At 32.6% G+C, this 17,430-nt stretch carries 15 protein-coding genes and 1 riboswitch; all 15 genes read left to right on the forward strand.

Going from position 1 to position 17,430, the window contains the following annotated elements; all coding sequences use genetic code 11:
• The first annotated feature begins 4 nt into the window (after positions 1-4).
• The 15 genes from AC1VAQ_RS06210 to AC1VAQ_RS06280 all read left to right on the forward strand — a co-directional run bounded on the left by AC1VAQ_RS06210 (position 5) and on the right by AC1VAQ_RS06280 (position 17,371).
• Entirely contained in the window at positions 5-1,990 is a 1,986-nt protein-coding gene (locus AC1VAQ_RS06210; protein ID WP_302599735.1) for a hypothetical protein, read from the forward strand.
• Positions 1,947-3,017, forward strand: a complete 1,071-nt coding sequence (locus tag AC1VAQ_RS06215) for a hypothetical protein (RefSeq protein ID WP_479903639.1) — start codon at positions 1,947-1,949, stop codon at positions 3,015-3,017. Before AC1VAQ_RS06210 ends, AC1VAQ_RS06215 begins: the two co-directional genes overlap by 44 nt.
• A gap of 5 nt (positions 3,018-3,022) precedes the next feature.
• On the forward strand, positions 3,023-3,241 hold the full coding sequence (locus AC1VAQ_RS06220; RefSeq protein ID WP_479903640.1) for a hypothetical protein: 219 nt from the start codon (positions 3,023-3,025) through the stop codon (positions 3,239-3,241).
• Complete coding sequence (locus AC1VAQ_RS06225) at positions 3,238-3,807, forward strand: hypothetical protein (RefSeq protein WP_479903641.1); 570 nt, start codon at positions 3,238-3,240, stop codon at positions 3,805-3,807. The genes AC1VAQ_RS06220 and AC1VAQ_RS06225 overlap by 4 nt, the downstream gene beginning before the upstream one ends.
• A 6-nt stretch (positions 3,808-3,813) precedes the next feature.
• Complete coding sequence (locus tag AC1VAQ_RS06230) at positions 3,814-4,131, forward strand: hypothetical protein (RefSeq protein WP_479903642.1); 318 nt, start codon at positions 3,814-3,816, stop codon at positions 4,129-4,131.
• 26 nt (positions 4,132-4,157) lie between these two features.
• Positions 4,158-4,325: a CD1375 family protein gene (locus AC1VAQ_RS06235; RefSeq protein ID WP_479903643.1), complete on the forward strand. Its 168-nt coding sequence runs from the start codon at positions 4,158-4,160 to the stop codon at positions 4,323-4,325.
• A gap of 243 nt (positions 4,326-4,568) precedes the next feature.
• Positions 4,569-4,898: a hypothetical protein gene (locus AC1VAQ_RS06240; protein ID WP_479903644.1), complete on the forward strand. Its 330-nt coding sequence runs from the start codon at positions 4,569-4,571 to the stop codon at positions 4,896-4,898.
• A gap of 3 nt (positions 4,899-4,901) precedes the next feature.
• Entirely contained in the window at positions 4,902-6,158 is a 1,257-nt protein-coding gene (locus AC1VAQ_RS06245; protein WP_479903645.1) for an N-acetylmuramoyl-L-alanine amidase, read from the forward strand.
• Positions 6,159-6,211: 53 nt separating this feature from the next.
• Entirely contained in the window at positions 6,212-6,817 is a 606-nt protein-coding gene (locus tag AC1VAQ_RS06250) for an antA/AntB antirepressor family protein (protein ID WP_479903646.1), read from the forward strand.
• Positions 6,818-7,000: 183 nt separating this feature from the next.
• Positions 7,001-7,534 (forward strand): hypothetical protein, encoded by a 534-nt coding sequence (locus AC1VAQ_RS06255; RefSeq protein WP_479903647.1) that lies wholly within the window; start codon positions 7,001-7,003, stop codon positions 7,532-7,534.
• Positions 7,531-8,223 (forward strand): hypothetical protein, encoded by a 693-nt coding sequence (locus AC1VAQ_RS06260; protein WP_479903648.1) that lies wholly within the window; start codon positions 7,531-7,533, stop codon positions 8,221-8,223. Before AC1VAQ_RS06255 ends, AC1VAQ_RS06260 begins: the two co-directional genes overlap by 4 nt.
• A 9-nt stretch (positions 8,224-8,232) precedes the next feature.
• The gene (locus AC1VAQ_RS06265) at positions 8,233-9,267 is read left to right on the forward strand and encodes a hypothetical protein (RefSeq protein WP_479903649.1); all 1,035 of its coding nucleotides are present in this window, start codon (positions 8,233-8,235) and stop codon (positions 9,265-9,267) included.
• Positions 9,268-10,186: 919 nt separating this feature from the next.
• The gene (locus AC1VAQ_RS06270) at positions 10,187-10,768 is read left to right on the forward strand and encodes a copper amine oxidase N-terminal domain-containing protein (protein WP_302598576.1); all 582 of its coding nucleotides are present in this window, start codon (positions 10,187-10,189) and stop codon (positions 10,766-10,768) included.
• 1,060 nt (positions 10,769-11,828) lie between these two features.
• Positions 11,829-15,683 (forward strand): pectinesterase family protein, encoded by a 3,855-nt coding sequence (locus AC1VAQ_RS06275; protein WP_303243807.1) that lies wholly within the window; start codon positions 11,829-11,831, stop codon positions 15,681-15,683.
• A gap of 167 nt (positions 15,684-15,850) precedes the next feature.
• Positions 15,851-15,952, forward strand: a riboswitch (purine riboswitch).
• Positions 15,953-16,009: 57 nt separating this feature from the next.
• Positions 16,010-17,371 (forward strand): uracil-xanthine permease family protein, encoded by a 1,362-nt coding sequence (locus tag AC1VAQ_RS06280; RefSeq protein ID WP_302597491.1) that lies wholly within the window; start codon positions 16,010-16,012, stop codon positions 17,369-17,371.
• Positions 17,372-17,430 lie beyond the last annotated feature (59 nt).

A 17,430-nucleotide genomic window follows, 5' to 3' on the forward strand; every position in this document is an offset into this window, starting at 1 on the left:
TAAAATGTCAGTAGTTACAAAACAAATACCTTTTAGCGAAATATTACGTTATTCTTATGGATATATTTGTCCGTATAGTAATTATGAAAAATATTGGAGATGGCAAAAAGATAATGCTGAACTAAGGATGGATACTGGATCTAGCGGAAGGTTGATAAAAACAGTTTTTGCTATACCAGAAGAGTACAAATATTTTAAGACAAGACTATATGTCAATATTTCACAAACTATATATGTGGAAACATTAAAAGAACCGCTTACAAATGTTGAAAATAAAGAAAATAATGTAGTATATAATAATGAAGGATGGTTTTTGAGTGTAGGGGACACATTACAAACAAGTAAAAATAGCAATCTTGCAGTCACAGAATTACCATATAACGCAAATGGCTATCAGATAGCATTAAAGTCTTATTATAGTGGGAATACATTCAACATAAATGATAGTTATTTAGAAGTTGATGTAGTAGAACCGAAGGCAATAAACTTTGAAGTGACTGGTACGAGTATTGATGAAATTATTACGTGTACATGGTGTAATGAAGATGTAGCAAATTGGAAAATTGAAGTCATTAAAGATAATCAAGTTGTATGTATAAAAACTGGTACCGATGAGGAAATATCAACTTTTAAACAAGGTGATTTAAAGGTTACTGGAAATGTCGTTTTTAAACTTACTGTATATAATGAAGTGTATAGCAATAGCTATGAAAAAGAAATTGAGTTAACAGGCACACATGTAAAATTATTTGCAATTGAACCCTCTATTACACCACAAAAACTATATGAACCGATTATAATCAAAGTTTCAGGTGAAAATATGAGTGAAGTACTTATTGAGTGCACACAAAATAATGTTGTTAAATATTCAAAAATGATACAAGGAAACAATCTAAAAGATATTACAACAACAGTACTTGCATATACATTCACAAGTGGAAGTGTAGCAATTAAAGTAACAGCAAATTATAAGGGAACTTATTACTCTAATACAACAACACAAACTGTTAAATTTACAGCATATGGACCACCTAACACACCTGTTTTAGAATATCAGCAAGAGTATGCTACACCTTGTCCAGTTATTTCATGGCATTTAGATCCTGAGCAAATTCAATTTGAAGTTGTTTTAAATGGTACAGTTGTACAAAATGCATATTCAAGCAAAATACATCAATATGCATGTATAGATTTACAAAATAATACCTATAACACTATTAAAGTGCGCATAAAAAATGCTTATAATGAATGGTCAGAATATGCAACAGCAACATTTCTTGTCCAGTTTGCAGAACTGAATGAGCCAGTTGTAAGTACATATGTTGATATGCAAAAAGCGTGTATTACAATTATTTTTTCAAGTGAAGAACAAGAATTATTTTTAAAGCATGCCATATATCGTAAAAAGCAAAATGAAACAACATGGCAAAAAATAAAAGATAATTTACCATATGCATCTAAATATAGTGATTATGGTTGCAGTAGTAATGTTGTTTATGAGTATAAAGTGAGAGCTATTTCAACACTTGGAACATTTAAAGATAGCGATATTATACAAGGAAAAGTATTGTTTGAGGGTCGTGTATTAAGTGTTCCAGGAACAGATACACATATTACTTTAACAAACTTTGAAACAATACAAGATTCATTAGCAGAGATTACATTCAATAGCAGTAGTTCATATCTTGCAATTTGTGGCTTATCAGTTCCTAAGCAGGTAAAGACAAGAGACAGGTATAAAACATTTGCATGTAGATGTTGTTGTGAAACACAAGCGGAATATGAACAATTTTTAGCATTAGAAGATGAAGAGATTCTATTGTATAGGGATGGAAAAGGTGAAGCTTTTTATTGTACGATCCAAATAACAAGTACAATAGATTCGATGAATTACTACAAGTACATTAATTTTGTGGTAACAGAGACTTATTATTCGGGGGTGGAATATGATAAGCCAGTCTATTTTGGATATTCTAAGCGAGAGTGGTAGAAAGAATTGGTTTACATTTCAGCTCTTAGATAAAAATGAACATGTAAAAATAGAAAAACTGGAGTGCGTAGAGAGTTTCTCAATTACATACTCCAGTTTTAGTGATATAAGAAGTACAGCAAGTTTTAATATATCTGAAGAACCTAGCATTTGTTATACAGGGGATATGATCAAGGTAACGCTTCATACATATGTAAGAAATACCTATTTATCTATTCCACTTGGTGTATTTGTACTGGAAAAAGGCAGTGGTGAGAAGAATGGTAATACAACAAGTATATTAACAGATACAGCAACGGTTAGTGGTTACTCAAAGTTGAATTTATATAAATATGATAAGTTCCAAGATGACTATGAAATAAATAACGGTACTACTATTTATGATGAAATAATACGTTTGTTAAATACACAAAATGTAAAAATCCCAGCATCATCTAAACAATTAAGAAATAATAAGGTTTTTGAAATGAATACAACAAAACTTGAAGCAATTAATTACTTATTAGATGCGTTAGGATATACTTCATTAGGAGTTGATGGTGATGGCTATTTTACAGCAGCACCTTATGTCTTACCACAAGACAAAGAAATAACTTTTGAATTTACAGATGAAGTGAACCAAATTACATTAGAGCAATTTCAATATACGATTAACACCTCTGAAGTATATAACATATTCACTGGCTATAATTCAGAGCTTGGCTTGAAATATACCTATGTGAACGATCGTGCAGATAGTGCTATTAGTACCACTAACTGGTTTAATCGTTGCGATGAGCCAGAAGAATTTCAAGAAGTAAGCAATGCTATAGAACTGCAATCAAAAGTCAAAGAAAAAGCAGCACGCAGCTCTCAAAAATATTGCACAGTAACCTTTAAATCGTTATTAATTCCACCGCTTAATGATTTAGAAGCAGTACTGTTTAAGAATCAAAAAATAAATATGAAAGCCGAGTGGACAGGCTTCTCAATTAATTCAAATGAACCGTATATGCAACACACAATAAGGCAGGTGATGTATTTGTGATCAGTATGTATGAGAAAATCTTAAAAAAAGTAAAAATAGAGTTAAAGCAATTTTCATCTACCTATGCAACAGTTACACAAATTAAGCCATTAATGGTAGTAATGCCATACTCAAATACACCAATAGCAGCACAAAAATTTCAACATGTGAGTGTCGGCCTAGGTGATACTGTAAGTATAAAAAAAATAAATGGTAATTATATTGTAGAAGGAGTGATTTCATGAATATAGATGGGAGCATCATGTTGCCGGTCAGTTGTATACTTGAAAAAAATCTTCCTGAAAAGATAATAGGAAATCAGTGGTACATAACAGTAAAAAATAAAAATGATACAGTAGGCAAGTTGTGGGTGCCAAATAGTGACGGATTGCCTGTTTGTATGTGTGATTCACCAGTAATAGATTTAATAAAAGATCAAATCAATGTTTTAGAAGATAGTCCTAATTTTACAGGAAGCCCTAAGATACAGGGGCAACAAATAGCCGTCAAAGATACAATAGTTGAAATTTGGAGCGGAAACATTGTAAATGGTACTATAACATTATCTGAAAAAATAACTAACTTTAATAGAATTGACCTACACACACAACCAGCTGGAGGTTATGGTTACACAGCGTATAGTTTTGACAGGGGGCAACATGGATGGAAATTACAAACAAACACAAAGTATGCAATACCTATAGCTACAGGTAAGGGATTAGACATTGTATTTTCTGATGATGGTATGAGTGCTACAGTATCTAATAATACAGGTATTTTAAGACGTATCTTTGCATTTAAAAAGGGGTAATTAATTGTGATAATTTATGCGGAATTAAACGAAAACAAAGTGATTATGAGTTATGCTAGTAACAAAGACTTAATTAGAAAGATAGAGATAGAAACAGACATTGATCTAAACACTATTGATATTGTGGAAAATTATAAACTAGAAGATGGAAAGCTCATAGAACTAACTGACGAAGAAAAAGAAGCTAATAAAATAGATATTTGTCCAGGTAAAACAGTAGAAGAACGTCTATTGGAAGCAGAAATAGAAAATAAAAAATTAAAGCAGCATCAAGAATTTATTGAGGAATGCTTAATGGAAATGGCACAAATTGTTTATAGTTAAAATGCATAAAAGGATGGTAAATACATATGGCAAAGTTGTTCGCACAAAAAATTATCTTAGGGAAAATAACATTTGAGGATGTACCAACAAAACTGAAAGAAGAAGTGGCAAAAATTCTTATAGAAGAATGTGATATGCCTGAGCTTGTTACAAATAAAGAATATCTTCCTAAAGAAGAAGCTGTACAAAAATAATAAAAGAATAATTTGAAACTACATAAGTCATAAGAAAGCACCTTTAAGAACGAAAAAGGTGTTATTTTTATGCCTTTTGTACACAAAAATAACCCAAAAGATTACTAAATACATTATTAATCACCTGTTAGAAGGCATTAATCACTAAAAGGGTGAAAAAGGGTTCTTTTATGTTCACATAGATTATTTTAGATTATTAATATTAATTAGGAGGTTTTATTCATGGAGGTATTTGAAATTATAGTGACGACTTTGGGTGGTGGTACAGCTATCTTGGCATCTGTAAAAGGTGCTATAAAATATGCGACTACTCGAATGGAAATCTACAAAGAACAAGCTCGTCAAGAACGAGAAGAAGATCGTAAAGAGCGAGCTGAACATAACGAGAGATTGTTGGCTCAAATTGATAAGCGAGATGAAACCAATCAAACCTTACTTAAGACTAATATGGAGTTAGCAGAAGGTTATCGCATCTTAGCTAATGAACATAGTGTAAAGATTAATCGTGTTGAAAACACAGTGCTTGTTATGGATGAAAAACTTAACACTTTATTAGAAAGAGAGAAAGAGTAAAATATGGCAACTAAAGATGAAGTACAAAGATGTATAGAACTAGTGAGTGTAGCTGCTCAAAGGAATTATTCAAGTAGTAAGGTTTTACCGAGTATCATTGTGGCACAAGCTTGTCTTGAAAGCGGATACCTCACAAGTGAATTGGCAACTAAGGCAAATAATTGTTTTGGTATTAAATGGGCAGCTTACAAAACACCTAGAAAGCATAGTTACAAAGGTATAGATTGGTCAGTGTTTAATTCCATAGAAGAATGTGTCATACAACATGGGGTTTACTATAATAGTAAGCCTCATTTTTATGCTGAACTAATAGGTGAGACAGATTTAAATAAGGCATTAGATGCTTTAGATAAATCACCATATTGTGCAGATGTAGGATATAAAGAAAAGCTATTAAAAATTATTAATCAATATGATTTAACTAGATTTGATAATACAAAAGGAGAACATAAAAGCATGAAAATACTTATTGATCCAGGGCATAGAAATAACCTAAGTGACTGCGGAGCTGTAGGAAATGGCTTAAAAGAAAGTGAGTTAGCTTTAAGTATATCTAAATTACTTAAAGTAGAGCTTGAAGCGTGTGGCCAAACCTGTTATTTGACTAGAAGCACTGAAAATGAAGCGATTAGCGTAAGTGATAGACCTAAAAAAGCAAAAGAATTAGGAGCAGATTTGCTTATTAGTGTACATATTAATTCAGCTGGACCAGCAGCAGAAGGGATTGAGGTATTATATAAAACTCAAAAGGCTTTAGCTGAGAAAGTATGTAATGGAATGGTAGCTAAAACTGGTGCAAGAAACAGAGGGGCTAAGCAACGTACAGATTTAGGTGTGCTAAATGGCTTTGACAAATCTATTTTATTAGAATGTGGTTTTATCTCTAATGCTAAGGAGGCTAAATTAATGAACACAAAAGAATATCAAAAGAAATTAGTTAAAGGGATTGTGAAGGGGGTAGCTGAAGAGTTTGGCTTTTCTAATTTAGTTAATCATGATCCATTAGTAACTCAAGACTATGCTTTAATTACTGCAGTTAATGAAATTATTGCAAGTGGTGTAAATATTAATGCTGCATCCTGGAATGATGTTAATAAAATTAATTTAAAATATGTACCAGGGCTATTAAATAAGTTAGGTGGATTAAATAAGCTTGTGACAGATGGTGTAATTAGTTCAACTGAAATTTGGGAAAATGGAACATATACTGTAAATCATGTAAGAAGTTTATTGATTAAATATGCAAATAGATTAGGGTAGGCTTGGGCTTACCCTTTAGTTTTATCAAAATAAGAGAATGAGGTAAAAAGAGTATGTACGAGTTATTAAATATTGAAATAAAAGATGGTAAACAGTTAGTAAGTGCTAGGGAGTTACATGCATTCTTAGGTGTAACAGAAAGGTTCCAGCAATGGTTTGATAAAAGGGTGAAGAAATACGAGTTTGTAGAAAACATGGATTTTACAAGTGTGAAGACCTTTACGGTTGTAAATAATGGAGCTAAAAAAGAATTACAAGACTATGCAATAAGCATTGAAATGGCAAAAGAATTATCTATGATACAAGATAATGCAAAAGGTAAAGCAGCAAGGAAGTATTTTATACAGTGTGAAAAACTAGCAACATCTTTAAATGGTTATTATATGGATCATATTAAGGAACTTGCCACAAGACTAGATCGCACAGAAAAACTCATAGGACTTAGATGCAAGCAGAAGTTTGATTATGGCAGATACATAAAAAATAAGATGTGTATTCATAAGGCTAATAGTGCATATGAAAATGTTAAGATGGTATTGTTTGCTGAGCTAGGAGTAAGCAAGTGGGAAGATATTGATTACTCGCTAGATGTGATTATGAAAATTGATGAAGTACTAGAAGTATTAAAATTGGATAGGCAGATGTCGTTATTAGGGTAGGGCGAAAGCTTTACCCTTTTATTTTTTTGTGTAAGAAAAGGCGAATTTGTTTATAGAGAGGTATTGAAATACTGATTTTATAGATGATAAAAGAATTAGATAAGTACTTTTAGGGAATAATATTGAAAAATTCAATGATATTTGTATAATAAAAGTATACCTAGAATGGAAGGGAGGAGGAATATGAGTAAGGTAGTATATATGTATATATATACAGGCAAGCAAGAATTGCCAAATGATGAAAATATATTAACCTCCGATAATAAACAGCTTGTAGGTTTAGAGGCACAAAGATATAAAGGAATTCAGAGGCAAGAGATTGAACAAAAGTATTTATTAAGACCATATGAAGTAGAACAAGGAAGTTTTATACACTTCATAGATTACAGTGAACAATATAACTGTATGATTAGAGATATTGAATTTATGCATCAGCTAACGGATACAGAAATGCAAGACTTAAATAGTTGTATATATTCAAAGAAAAAAAATGAGATATTACAATTTATTGATGAGCAGAGATATGAGTACAGTAATGATGTTAGAAAAATTTCTTTTACTTATTTAGGTGGGCAAAGTAAAGTTTTGAACATTGAAGTTAGTGAAAGTGGTGTTATAAGTTTCAGTAGTGATAATATCAGTGAAGTAAAAAAGATATTCAACTCAAAGCTTATAGAGGCATTCTTCGGCATCAGGACTTGTGAGGTGGATAGATGAATAATATGCAACGAGTAAAATATATCTCAACTCAAATAATTCAATTTATAATATTTTATTATGGTACAAGGATTTTTTTGGCAGAAGAGGCTTGGAGAAATGACAAATTAAAAGAGATGTCTTTCTTTTTAATTATTGGTGTTATATATACAACTATTGGGGTTTGCTTTTATTCATTTGCAGCACCAATAAAAGCAAAAGTTTTTCAGAAAAATAAGCAATATAAAGGAGAAGATACTAATTTTTCAGTTAAAGGTAGGACAAAGACACCTGAACATGAAAGAACAATAGAGTTTAAAATAGAAATTGTAAGACAATATTCAATATGGGGATACTGGGTACTAAAATTACTGAAAAATATCGACTTCTTTATTGAGGTAGAGCCTCTAAGTGATAATATTAACATCCAAGTAATAGATGGGAATAATATTAGATCTATAACGCAAACACCAAAAGGATTTGCTTTTAACGTAGGAGAGTATATACAAGAACTTTTACAAAATACTGACAGTTGTAGTGTGTCTAAGTCAATTTATTATAAGATAGTAGAAAGTAGTACTATATATAGTGTAGATGAACAGATAGTAGTAAAGGCACAACTATCACATCGAGGCTTTATTACAAATATAGTAAAGATATTTACTAAAGTTGAATTAGAGGAACATCATGTCAAATTTATACGGAGCTAGGAGTAGAGTATGGCGAAAGAATATGTAAGAATTAAATTATTTGAGTTAAGTGATATCACTAGAATCGAGGACTTACCTCCTATCTTAGAGTTGAACTATAATAAAGAATTAACATATTTAGAAGGATTTAATTTAAGTCCAAGGGATAAAACATTAATTAATAAATGGAGAAAAGAAGGTAATACGTTTAATGTTTGTAGCTACCAGGAAAATACAGACATACCAGAAATTAAATACATAGTATGTAATGCTTTTATGGAGACAAGTATTTCAAGAGCACAGTCTATTATAGATGGTACGGTCTTACCAAGAGATAATAGGGTGAATGCGGCAGAGTATCCAGCTATATTTTTTGAAAAGGATAGAAAGGTGTACTGTGCAATTAGATGCTCCGCACATTTAGATACAAAGTTGAAATCAGCTCTCATGGGAGGGGGACGAGGACAAGATGAACTAAATGAGCGTTGGGGAAAAGTGAAAATAGATGATATATTTCAATATAAATTTACCAGTGACTTTTATTATTGGATGTTTGCCAATATAAGTAACTCATATAGCTACCATAATAAGCTAATATGTATTAATGATGCTAAGTATATAAATAATATTTCTGATAGAGGTGAGAGTAGTTACTCCAGTAAAGGACCTGCATTACAACAAGATATTATACCAAAGACAGGTTTAGGTACGGCAGCTATTGTAGACTCATTAGGTGTTGCTATAGAGGTAGAGGATGAAGCTAACCTGGAGATACGACTCGAAAATAATGGGGTTTGTTATATAAATAAGAATTTATCATCAGTTATAAAAAATGGTAAGGTTGAAATGGTAGATGATTATTGGACAGAAATTATTTTAAAAGTATATTGTGAAATAATTCCAGGCTTAGCAAGTGGATTTAATGAAGATATAAGGACAGATAAATGGAACATTGGTGTTCAAAATCAATATATGTGTCAATGGGCATTAGAGGTAATTGAAGATTTATGTATTCAAAATAGGATAGATATTGAACAAATTAAAAGTCTAAAGTACTTTAAATAAAAATATCATTTGTAGGTAACATCTATATAGAAACAGATTATAAAATTACATTATGTAAAAATTAGGTTTTCAATGCTAACTTAAGTATATTTTGTGATAGTTTTAATATTTTAGATGTAAAATACCAAACTGTTTCTATATACTAAAATAATAGTTTTAGTAGGACCAGGCATAAAAGCTTGGTCTTATTTTTCTGTTTAAAAATATCGTTTTAGATGGATCAAGTGAAGATGTTAGAATTACAGAGCTAGGGGAATGATCCTCTAGCTTATTTTTTTATAAAAATAGACAAATGTAAAAAAATGTCATATAATATACATTGTAAACTATCAAAGTCCCCCAAAATATATTGATAGTTTATATATTCCAAACAAGCAACGTAGTAAAAGGCTAGAGTATAAACTCTGGTCTTTTTAATTTTGTATACAAAGGAATAAAAAGGACGTTAAATATTGTTGACATCATACACAAAATAGAATATCATTTTGTTGAATCCCATAGGGATTCGTAGTATCTTTTGGGGGATACTCAAAAAAATAGAGTTTTTATATTTTAGAGGAAAAGAAGTTAGGATATAGTGTCCTAGCTTCTTTTTTGGCAAAAAAATAATGACCAGAGCCGAAGCCCTAGCCAATACGACAAATAACAGAACATGGTGGTAACAATTACCACTTGCAAGCCCTTAAAACTTGCTAAAGTTATTATAGCACAATTTGGTAGGTAATAACTACTATTTTTAGTATGACCAGTGAGTTGATTACTGGTCTTTTTTTGTTTTTATCCACGATACGGTTTAAAAATTGGAACAAAGACTTGTATGCTTATAAATTTTATTAAACTAAATGCAAAACCTATGTCTTTTTTATTTAAACAAATTATGATAATATAAAATAGATTTTATATTATAGGAGGAATTAAGATGAAAAAAGGAATTACATTTTTATTGGTTGTAGTGATGCTTTGTAGTAATTTATTTGCTCATAGTGGTAGAACAGATAGTAACGGAGGGCATAAGGATAATAAAAATGTGAGTGGCTTAGGTTCGTATCATTATCACTGTGGAGGGTACCCAGCACATTTACATGATAATGGAGTGTGTCCATACGATGAAGTTACTTATATAAACTCAGCATCAAAAGAAAAAACTACATATACTGAAAAGAAAGTAGGTTTTACGATTAATAATAAAAATAGTACTATTGATGCTATTAATGTTAATGGTACAAATTTAATAGAACTTAGAACACTTTGTGATCAGCTAGGAATAACAATAGTAGAATATGATTCAGAGTTAAAAAGTATTAAATGTATTAAAGGAACTGATGAATTTATATTACAAATTGATAGCAAAAACATGTGGAAAAATGGCGAGCTAATATTAATAGATGTACCACCAGTAGCGTATAAAGGTAGAACTATGGTACCTGTAAGAGTAGTTGCCGAAGCAATTGGAAAGTCAGTTACATATGACTCAAGTACAGGTAATATAGTGATTAAGTAGCCTGTATAAAAATATAATAATTTGTTTTAAACAGAGTGCTAGAATGTTAGCATTCTGTTTCTTATATTTAAATTTAACCACAATATAGTCTAAAAGTGTCCAAATTCATCATGGACAAAAATTGGACACTTTTTAATACTATATTAAAGGATTTTAAGTTAACTTAACTATAGTAAAGCTAACAAAAGCGTTGAGTTTACACATATTTACATTGCACATCTAATCATTATCCATTTACACCACACGTTGAGACTGTCGTTAAGTTAAGTAAATAAGATTTAGTTATATCGAGGCTTAGAGCGTTTTTTCGTTCTAAGCCTCGATGTATTTTTGGGCAAACTAATGTAATGAAATTTTTTTAGGGAAAATTACTTGAAAAGAACATATAGTTAATTGTAAGGACGAACAAACCAAAAGACTAAGCAGAAAGCTTACTCGTAAGCTGTAAACCAACATTGCTAACTTTTGTATGCATGAGGTAGAAGGGGAGAGGATGCAAGGATGTAGAGGCCAGATGGTTTCAAAGGTGCTTATATGGCTAGAAATAAAAAGTATATGATATGGCTTTAAAATCAGATGTGAGCGTTTTGGGTACCAAATCATGAGAAACGCAAAGCATATGGCCTCCCAACCATTTGCATTTTTAGCTGTTTGGAAGTATTTAAAGAATAAGGAAGCTTAAAGTCCTCTAAATAATTGGGAGGCTATTTAGAAGGCATTAAGTGGAGAGAGGATTTAAATAACGAAGATGAGCTAAAGGTTCGGAGGGAAAAAGTCATAGTGTCACAAAATGTCCAAGGCATAGGTCTTGGATGTTTTGTGTAAATTATTATTGAATATAAACAATGAATAAAATTATTTTAGTATTTACAAAATATAGAATAATTAATTCTAAAATATAGTAAAAAAGTAGAAAATGAATCATATAATTTATTGGAAGATATAATTAATATATAAAAATGTAAAAAATGTATAAAAGTGCTAAAATTATATTGAAAAATGTCGACCGATACCATAAAATAAAACTGAATTTTAGTTTAAAAATTTTATGGAGGAATATATGGTATTTGGGAAGATTGAAAAAAGCAAGAAGGTAGCGACACTTTTAGTAGGCTCACTGGTAGTGAGTAGTACAGTGCCTTCTTTTGGAAATGTTGTTGAGGTGAAAGCAAACAAGGAGATCAACCTCATCAAACAGGATGACGTATTACGTTCAATGAACTATACAACAGGTGGGGCTGTGGATATAGTTAAACCAGAGAAGGATAAAACTTATACATATGATTTTAAAGCAACAGCACAAGAAGTTATTGTACCAGCTACGTATGATAAAACTAATCCTATTGAAACATTGGTTTCACCAGATGGATTAATGACAATCAATGGAAATGGTAAAATGTACAATCACAATAGTGCACATGGTCTTGTTGTTTATGATGGGAATAGCTTTGAAGTAAAGGTGGCGGGTAATGCAATCATTACTTTTGACCTTTGTAGTTATTCTAAAGATGGGACCATTACAGGAGATGTAGATGCAGAAGACGGAATGTTATCCAAAGCTTACATTAACTTAAAAGGGGAGAAAGATGGAGAAAAGGTATCCTTTAAATATTCAGGTGAAGCCACAACATTAACATTTACGATTAATGGTAATGGATATTTACATGGACTTACAGTAGAAAACACTTCTGAAACATTAGATATGGTAACTTGGGCACAAAAAGACTTTAAAATTGGTATTGGCGAAGCTAAGTTAGATGTGACAGGGGCGCTTACAGATGCAGATTTAGCAGAAGTGACAGCAGAAGACGGTGATGTTTATTATGCTTTAAGTGAAAAAGCTTATGTAAGTGTAGACTTAAAGGATAAAGCGCTGCGTCCAACATCCTTAACGAATTATAGTCCAGAGGTGGTGGAATCTTTAGCAGTAGATGGCAATGGGGATGTTGTTGTTACATTTAAAGATCAAACAACTTATCCATATACATATACGATTAAAGTGCAAGATAAAAGCAAGTATAAAACACCAGAGGCAGCAGATACTTATACATATGCCTTTACGGGAAGTGTGATTCCAAGTGAATTTACGTCATCTCATCGTATTGAAAAGTCATATACAGTAGATGATGGGATTGTAACAATTGGAAAAGGTGAAGGAGCTAAAGCACCTTATTGGCACGGGAGTGGACATGGTCTGGCATTATATGGCGATAATTATATTGATGTAAAAGTAGCTGGTGATGCAGTGATTAGTTTTGCAAGATGTCAATATAGTAGTCCAGCAACACTTACTGTTTCAAATTTAGCAGAAGGCGCTGAAGGCACATTCGACTATAATGAGATGCAAGGTGCATGTAACAGCACAATGACATACACTTATACAGGTGAAGCCACAACATTAAGATTTACATTAGAGGCAAAAGATACTGTATATTTACATGGTATGACTGTGAAAAATACAGGTGCTGTAATGGACTCAGAAATTGTAAATCCACAGCTGGCAATGCCTTATGTTAAAACAGATAACTTATCAGTAGTCGCAAGAGGACACCGTTTGTTATTTGCACATGAAGAGGCTTCAGCTACAATCACTTCATTAAATAACGTGGGCTACTATTTATTTGAAGCATATGAAGGTGCAGCAACAATTGAAGTAGATATTAAAATTTCTAGTATCGGTTCATCAAGCAGCCAAGGTATACTTGTGGGGATGTTTGAAGATGCTGAAGAAATTATAAGCATTGCAACAGTAGGGATCCGTGGTGGCGGAAAGATTAGAAATATTTATAATAAACAAGGTACACAGTTACCAGCTGCAGGCGGACTTAATGTGAGTTATAACAAAGGGGATACTATTCATATTAAAGTAAGCAAAGAAGAGAAAGGCTGGTACTCGGAGGTAACTGTTCCAGGACTTTCATCAAATGGGACTATTAAATATACAAATACAGCTTTATTAGACGATAGCAGTACAAAGGTAGCTTTTGGACTTGCTTTTGCAAACGCTTCAGGTACAATTTCAAACTTAACATATAAAGATGCAGCAGGAAATGTACTTTATGCCCAAACAGATTGTTATGCAGCTATGGGGACAGCACCGACAGTAGAATGTATTGAGCCACCAGTTATTTCAGAAGACCGTACACAGATTACAGTGAAATGGGAGGGAGATACTTGTAAAGAGGATGCAGCTTATCAAGTAGAACTTTCTAAAGATGGTGGAAAAACTTATACAGTACTTGCTAAGGATGTCACATCAAAGTCTTATACATATGAGATTGATGGGAACGGAGAGTATGTATTTCGTATCTCAGGTTTATGTGGTTTAGTGACAACAGCGCCTATGGTATCAGAAAGTGTATCTGTTATAGCACCACTTGCAACACCAAACTTAGTTGTAACAGGTGGTGATACATGTGTGAACTTAAGCTGGGATGAGATTGCAGAGGCAACAACTTATGAGGTATATCGTAAGGCAGTTGATGAATCAGCTTATACACTTATTCAAGAAGTTTGTGCAACAATGTACACAGATACAGCAGTTGAAAATGAAACACCATATTACTATTATATTGTGGCAAAATCAGTAGATAATACAAGTAATCCTTCCATGACAATCTTAACTGTACCAACAGCAGGACGTGAAGGCTCATATGTTTATGAAGAAGAAGCGGCTAAAATCACAATGACTCAAAAATCAAATGATACAGTGTATACTGATGAGGCTGTTTTAGCAGGTTATATTGATAGAGAGGGTCAGCTTGAATTAGTCGTAAATGATAAAGTGCAAGAAACAGTTTCTGTAGCAGCCAAAGATGCGTTTGCATTTACAGCAAGATTACAAGAAGGTAGAAATGCAGTAGAATTACATTTTACGGATGAATTAGGCAAGGTGACACGCCAAGCTTATAACTTTGTTTATTTAACACAATATGATTTAGTGGTAGATAGCAGCTTTGAGAGCGAAGAAGGTGAAGAAAGTACAGATTTTGTAGGTGCAAAAATGTACCGTACTGTACAAAGTGCTGTCAATAGCGTGCCAAGTAACAATAAAGAACAAATTGTCATTCTTATAAAAGAAGGTAATTATAGAGAGCATTTAGTAGTAACATCACCATATATTACATTAATTGGTGAAGACCGTGAAAAAGTAAATATTAATTTCTATGATGCAGCAGAAGGTCCAGCAGGTGGCGATACAAGTTTACGTCCATCAGTTTATGTAAAAGGAAGTGCGAAAGGATTCGCAGCAGAAAACTTAACTTTTGAAAATACATATGACTACTTAGGCGATGGTTCAATTTCTAATGAATCAGCAGATGCACTACGTGTAGATGCGGACCAAGCTACGTTTGTAAATGTTAAGATTTTAGGTTACCAAGATACATTACAAACAAATACAAATCATCAATACTTCTATAAATGTTATATTGGTGGAAATATTGACTATATCTATGGAACAGGGCAAACTTTATTTGAAGATTGTGATTTAGTATACCGTTATAGTGCAAATAAAAATGCAGGTTATATTACAGCACCAAAAACAGATGCAGATGATGCTTATGGCTATATCTTTAATAACTGTAGAGTTTTAGCTGAATCAGGATGTAATGGATCTAAATACTTATTAGCACGCCCATGGGGACCAGATGGTGCTGCGACATTTATCAATACATATATGGGCGGAATTGTTAATAAAACAGCACCTTATGCAGATATGAGCGGTAACTTATATACAGCCGCACGTTTTAATGAATATTATTCTTATGGTGCAGGTTTTGAAATTAACAACAATCGTTTACAAATTTCTAAAACACAAGCTGAAAAAATGTTAACACCAGCCTTTTTAGGATGGGATCCATATCAAATAATAGATGAGAGAAACGCAAATTATTTAGCTACAAAAAATAAATAACCTAATAAAAAACAAGCTATTTAGTAGAACGGCTAAATAGCTTGTTTTTTTAGAGTAGAAAAGAAAAGGATAAATTAAAAGACATAAAGTGAAATAATGAGACAAATATAGATAAAAATTTACAAATACACATTAATATGTTATTATACTTATTGAGAAAAATAAATAATCTTTCATATATTAAACTTTGTATAAATTTGAAAATAAGGTTCAAATGTTTCTACCTAGTCACCGTAAAAGACTGGACTATAAAGTGAAGGACATGTTTTTGTCTTTTTACAATCTTATACTGTTTAATGATATGAGACCGTTAATATGGAGGAGTAATGAAAGTTTCAAAAGCAAATAACGAACAAGAATCAAAAAAGCTAAGTAGAAAAGAAGGCAGTGTTTATGAATTAGACGGACGTGTTGCATTAAAAACGGCGGTGCCATTGGGTATCCAGCATGTTTTGGCCATGTTTGTAGGGAATGTTTCGCCACTAATCATTGTGTGCGGTATGTTGGCTATTGCCCCAGAGCAAAAAGCAGTACTGATGCAAAATGCAATGTTTATTGCAGGACTTGTGACACTTATTCAGCTCTATCCTATAGGAAGAGTAGGTGCAAATTTACCGGTGGTAATGGGAACAAGTTCAGGATTTTTACCTACAGTTAAGGTTGCAGCAGGTTCGTATGGGTATGGTGCTATTTTAGGTGCGTCCCTCATAGGTGCATTGGTGGAAATTATACTTGGCTTTTTTATTAAGCCGCTTAAAAAATTGTTCCCACCAGTTGTAACAGGGGTTGTCGTACTTTCTATTGGGATTTCTTTAATTCCAACGGGTATTAAGTTCTTAGGTGGTGGCGTAGGTGCTGAAGACTTTGGTTCACCTAGCAATCTATTTTTAGGCTTTTTAGTCATGGCAATTGTCATTATCCTTAAACAATTTACAAAAGGTTTTTTATGTACAGCCCATATTTTAGTGGGTATTATGGTGGGTTACATTGCAGCTATTTTTATGGGTAAAGTAGATTTTAGTGGTGTTGCAAGTGCAAGCTGGATAAGTGTGCCACAGCCTTTTATGTTTCCATTTGAATTTAAGCTGGATGTAATTGTACCAATGTGTATTATGTACATAGCAACTGCAGTAGAAACTGTAGGAGACATTTCAGGGATTACAATGGGTGGTTTAGATCGTGAAGCGACAGATAAAGAACTTTCAGGCGCTGTTATTGCTGATGGTGTAGGAAGCGGGATTGCAGCATGCTTTGGGGTACTTCCAAATACTTCTTTTAGTCAAAATGTAGGGCTGGTAGCTATGACAAAGGTTGTAAACCGTTTCACTATTATGACAGGTGCAATCTTTTTAATGCTTGCTGGATTCTTTCCAAAGTTAGGTGCAGTTGTTGCAGCAATGCCACAATCTGTACTTGGTGGTGCAACAGTGATTATGTTTGCTTCTATTGCAGTAAGTGGGATGCAGCTGATTTTTAAACAAGATATGTCAGGACGAAATGTGATGATTGTAGCCGCATCACTTGGTCTTGGATTAGGACTTGGTAATGTACCTGAAGCACTAATGTACTTACCAAGCTTTGTTCAATTATTATTTGCACAAAGTGGTATTGTTGTGGCCTTTTTAGTCGCATCTTTCTTACATCTGGTCTTACCAAAAGATGCAGAAAGCGTAGAAGCAGAGGCATAAAAAGAAATCTATGTCAGTTATAGTGTAAAAGGTGGTGCTTCTAAAAAGTACCACCTATT

The sequence above is a fragment of the Cellulosilyticum sp. genome (genome assembly GCF_982396655.1).

Coding starts and splice junctions, on each gene's coding strand:
- AC1VAQ_RS06210 (WP_302599735.1), top strand. CDS start 5: ATGTCAGTAGTTACAAAACAAATACCTTTTAGCGAAATATTACGTTAT.
- AC1VAQ_RS06245 (WP_479903645.1), top strand. CDS start 4,902: ATGGCAACTAAAGATGAAGTACAAAGATGTATAGAACTAGTGAGTGTA.
- AC1VAQ_RS06280 (WP_302597491.1), top strand. CDS start 16,010: ATGAAAGTTTCAAAAGCAAATAACGAACAAGAATCAAAAAAGCTAAGT.
- AC1VAQ_RS06270 (WP_302598576.1), top strand. CDS start 10,187: ATGAAAAAAGGAATTACATTTTTATTGGTTGTAGTGATGCTTTGTAGT.
- AC1VAQ_RS06265 (WP_479903649.1), top strand. CDS start 8,233: ATGGCGAAAGAATATGTAAGAATTAAATTATTTGAGTTAAGTGATATC.
- AC1VAQ_RS06225 (WP_479903641.1), top strand. CDS start 3,238: ATGAATATAGATGGGAGCATCATGTTGCCGGTCAGTTGTATACTTGAA.
- AC1VAQ_RS06235 (WP_479903643.1), top strand. CDS start 4,158: ATGGCAAAGTTGTTCGCACAAAAAATTATCTTAGGGAAAATAACATTT.
- AC1VAQ_RS06215 (WP_479903639.1), top strand. CDS start 1,947: ATGATAAGCCAGTCTATTTTGGATATTCTAAGCGAGAGTGGTAGAAAG.
- AC1VAQ_RS06250 (WP_479903646.1), top strand. CDS start 6,212: ATGTACGAGTTATTAAATATTGAAATAAAAGATGGTAAACAGTTAGTA.
- AC1VAQ_RS06260 (WP_479903648.1), top strand. CDS start 7,531: ATGAATAATATGCAACGAGTAAAATATATCTCAACTCAAATAATTCAA.
- AC1VAQ_RS06275 (WP_303243807.1), top strand. CDS start 11,829: ATGGTATTTGGGAAGATTGAAAAAAGCAAGAAGGTAGCGACACTTTTA.
- AC1VAQ_RS06255 (WP_479903647.1), top strand. CDS start 7,001: ATGAGTAAGGTAGTATATATGTATATATATACAGGCAAGCAAGAATTG.
- AC1VAQ_RS06220 (WP_479903640.1), top strand. CDS start 3,023: ATGTATGAGAAAATCTTAAAAAAAGTAAAAATAGAGTTAAAGCAATTT.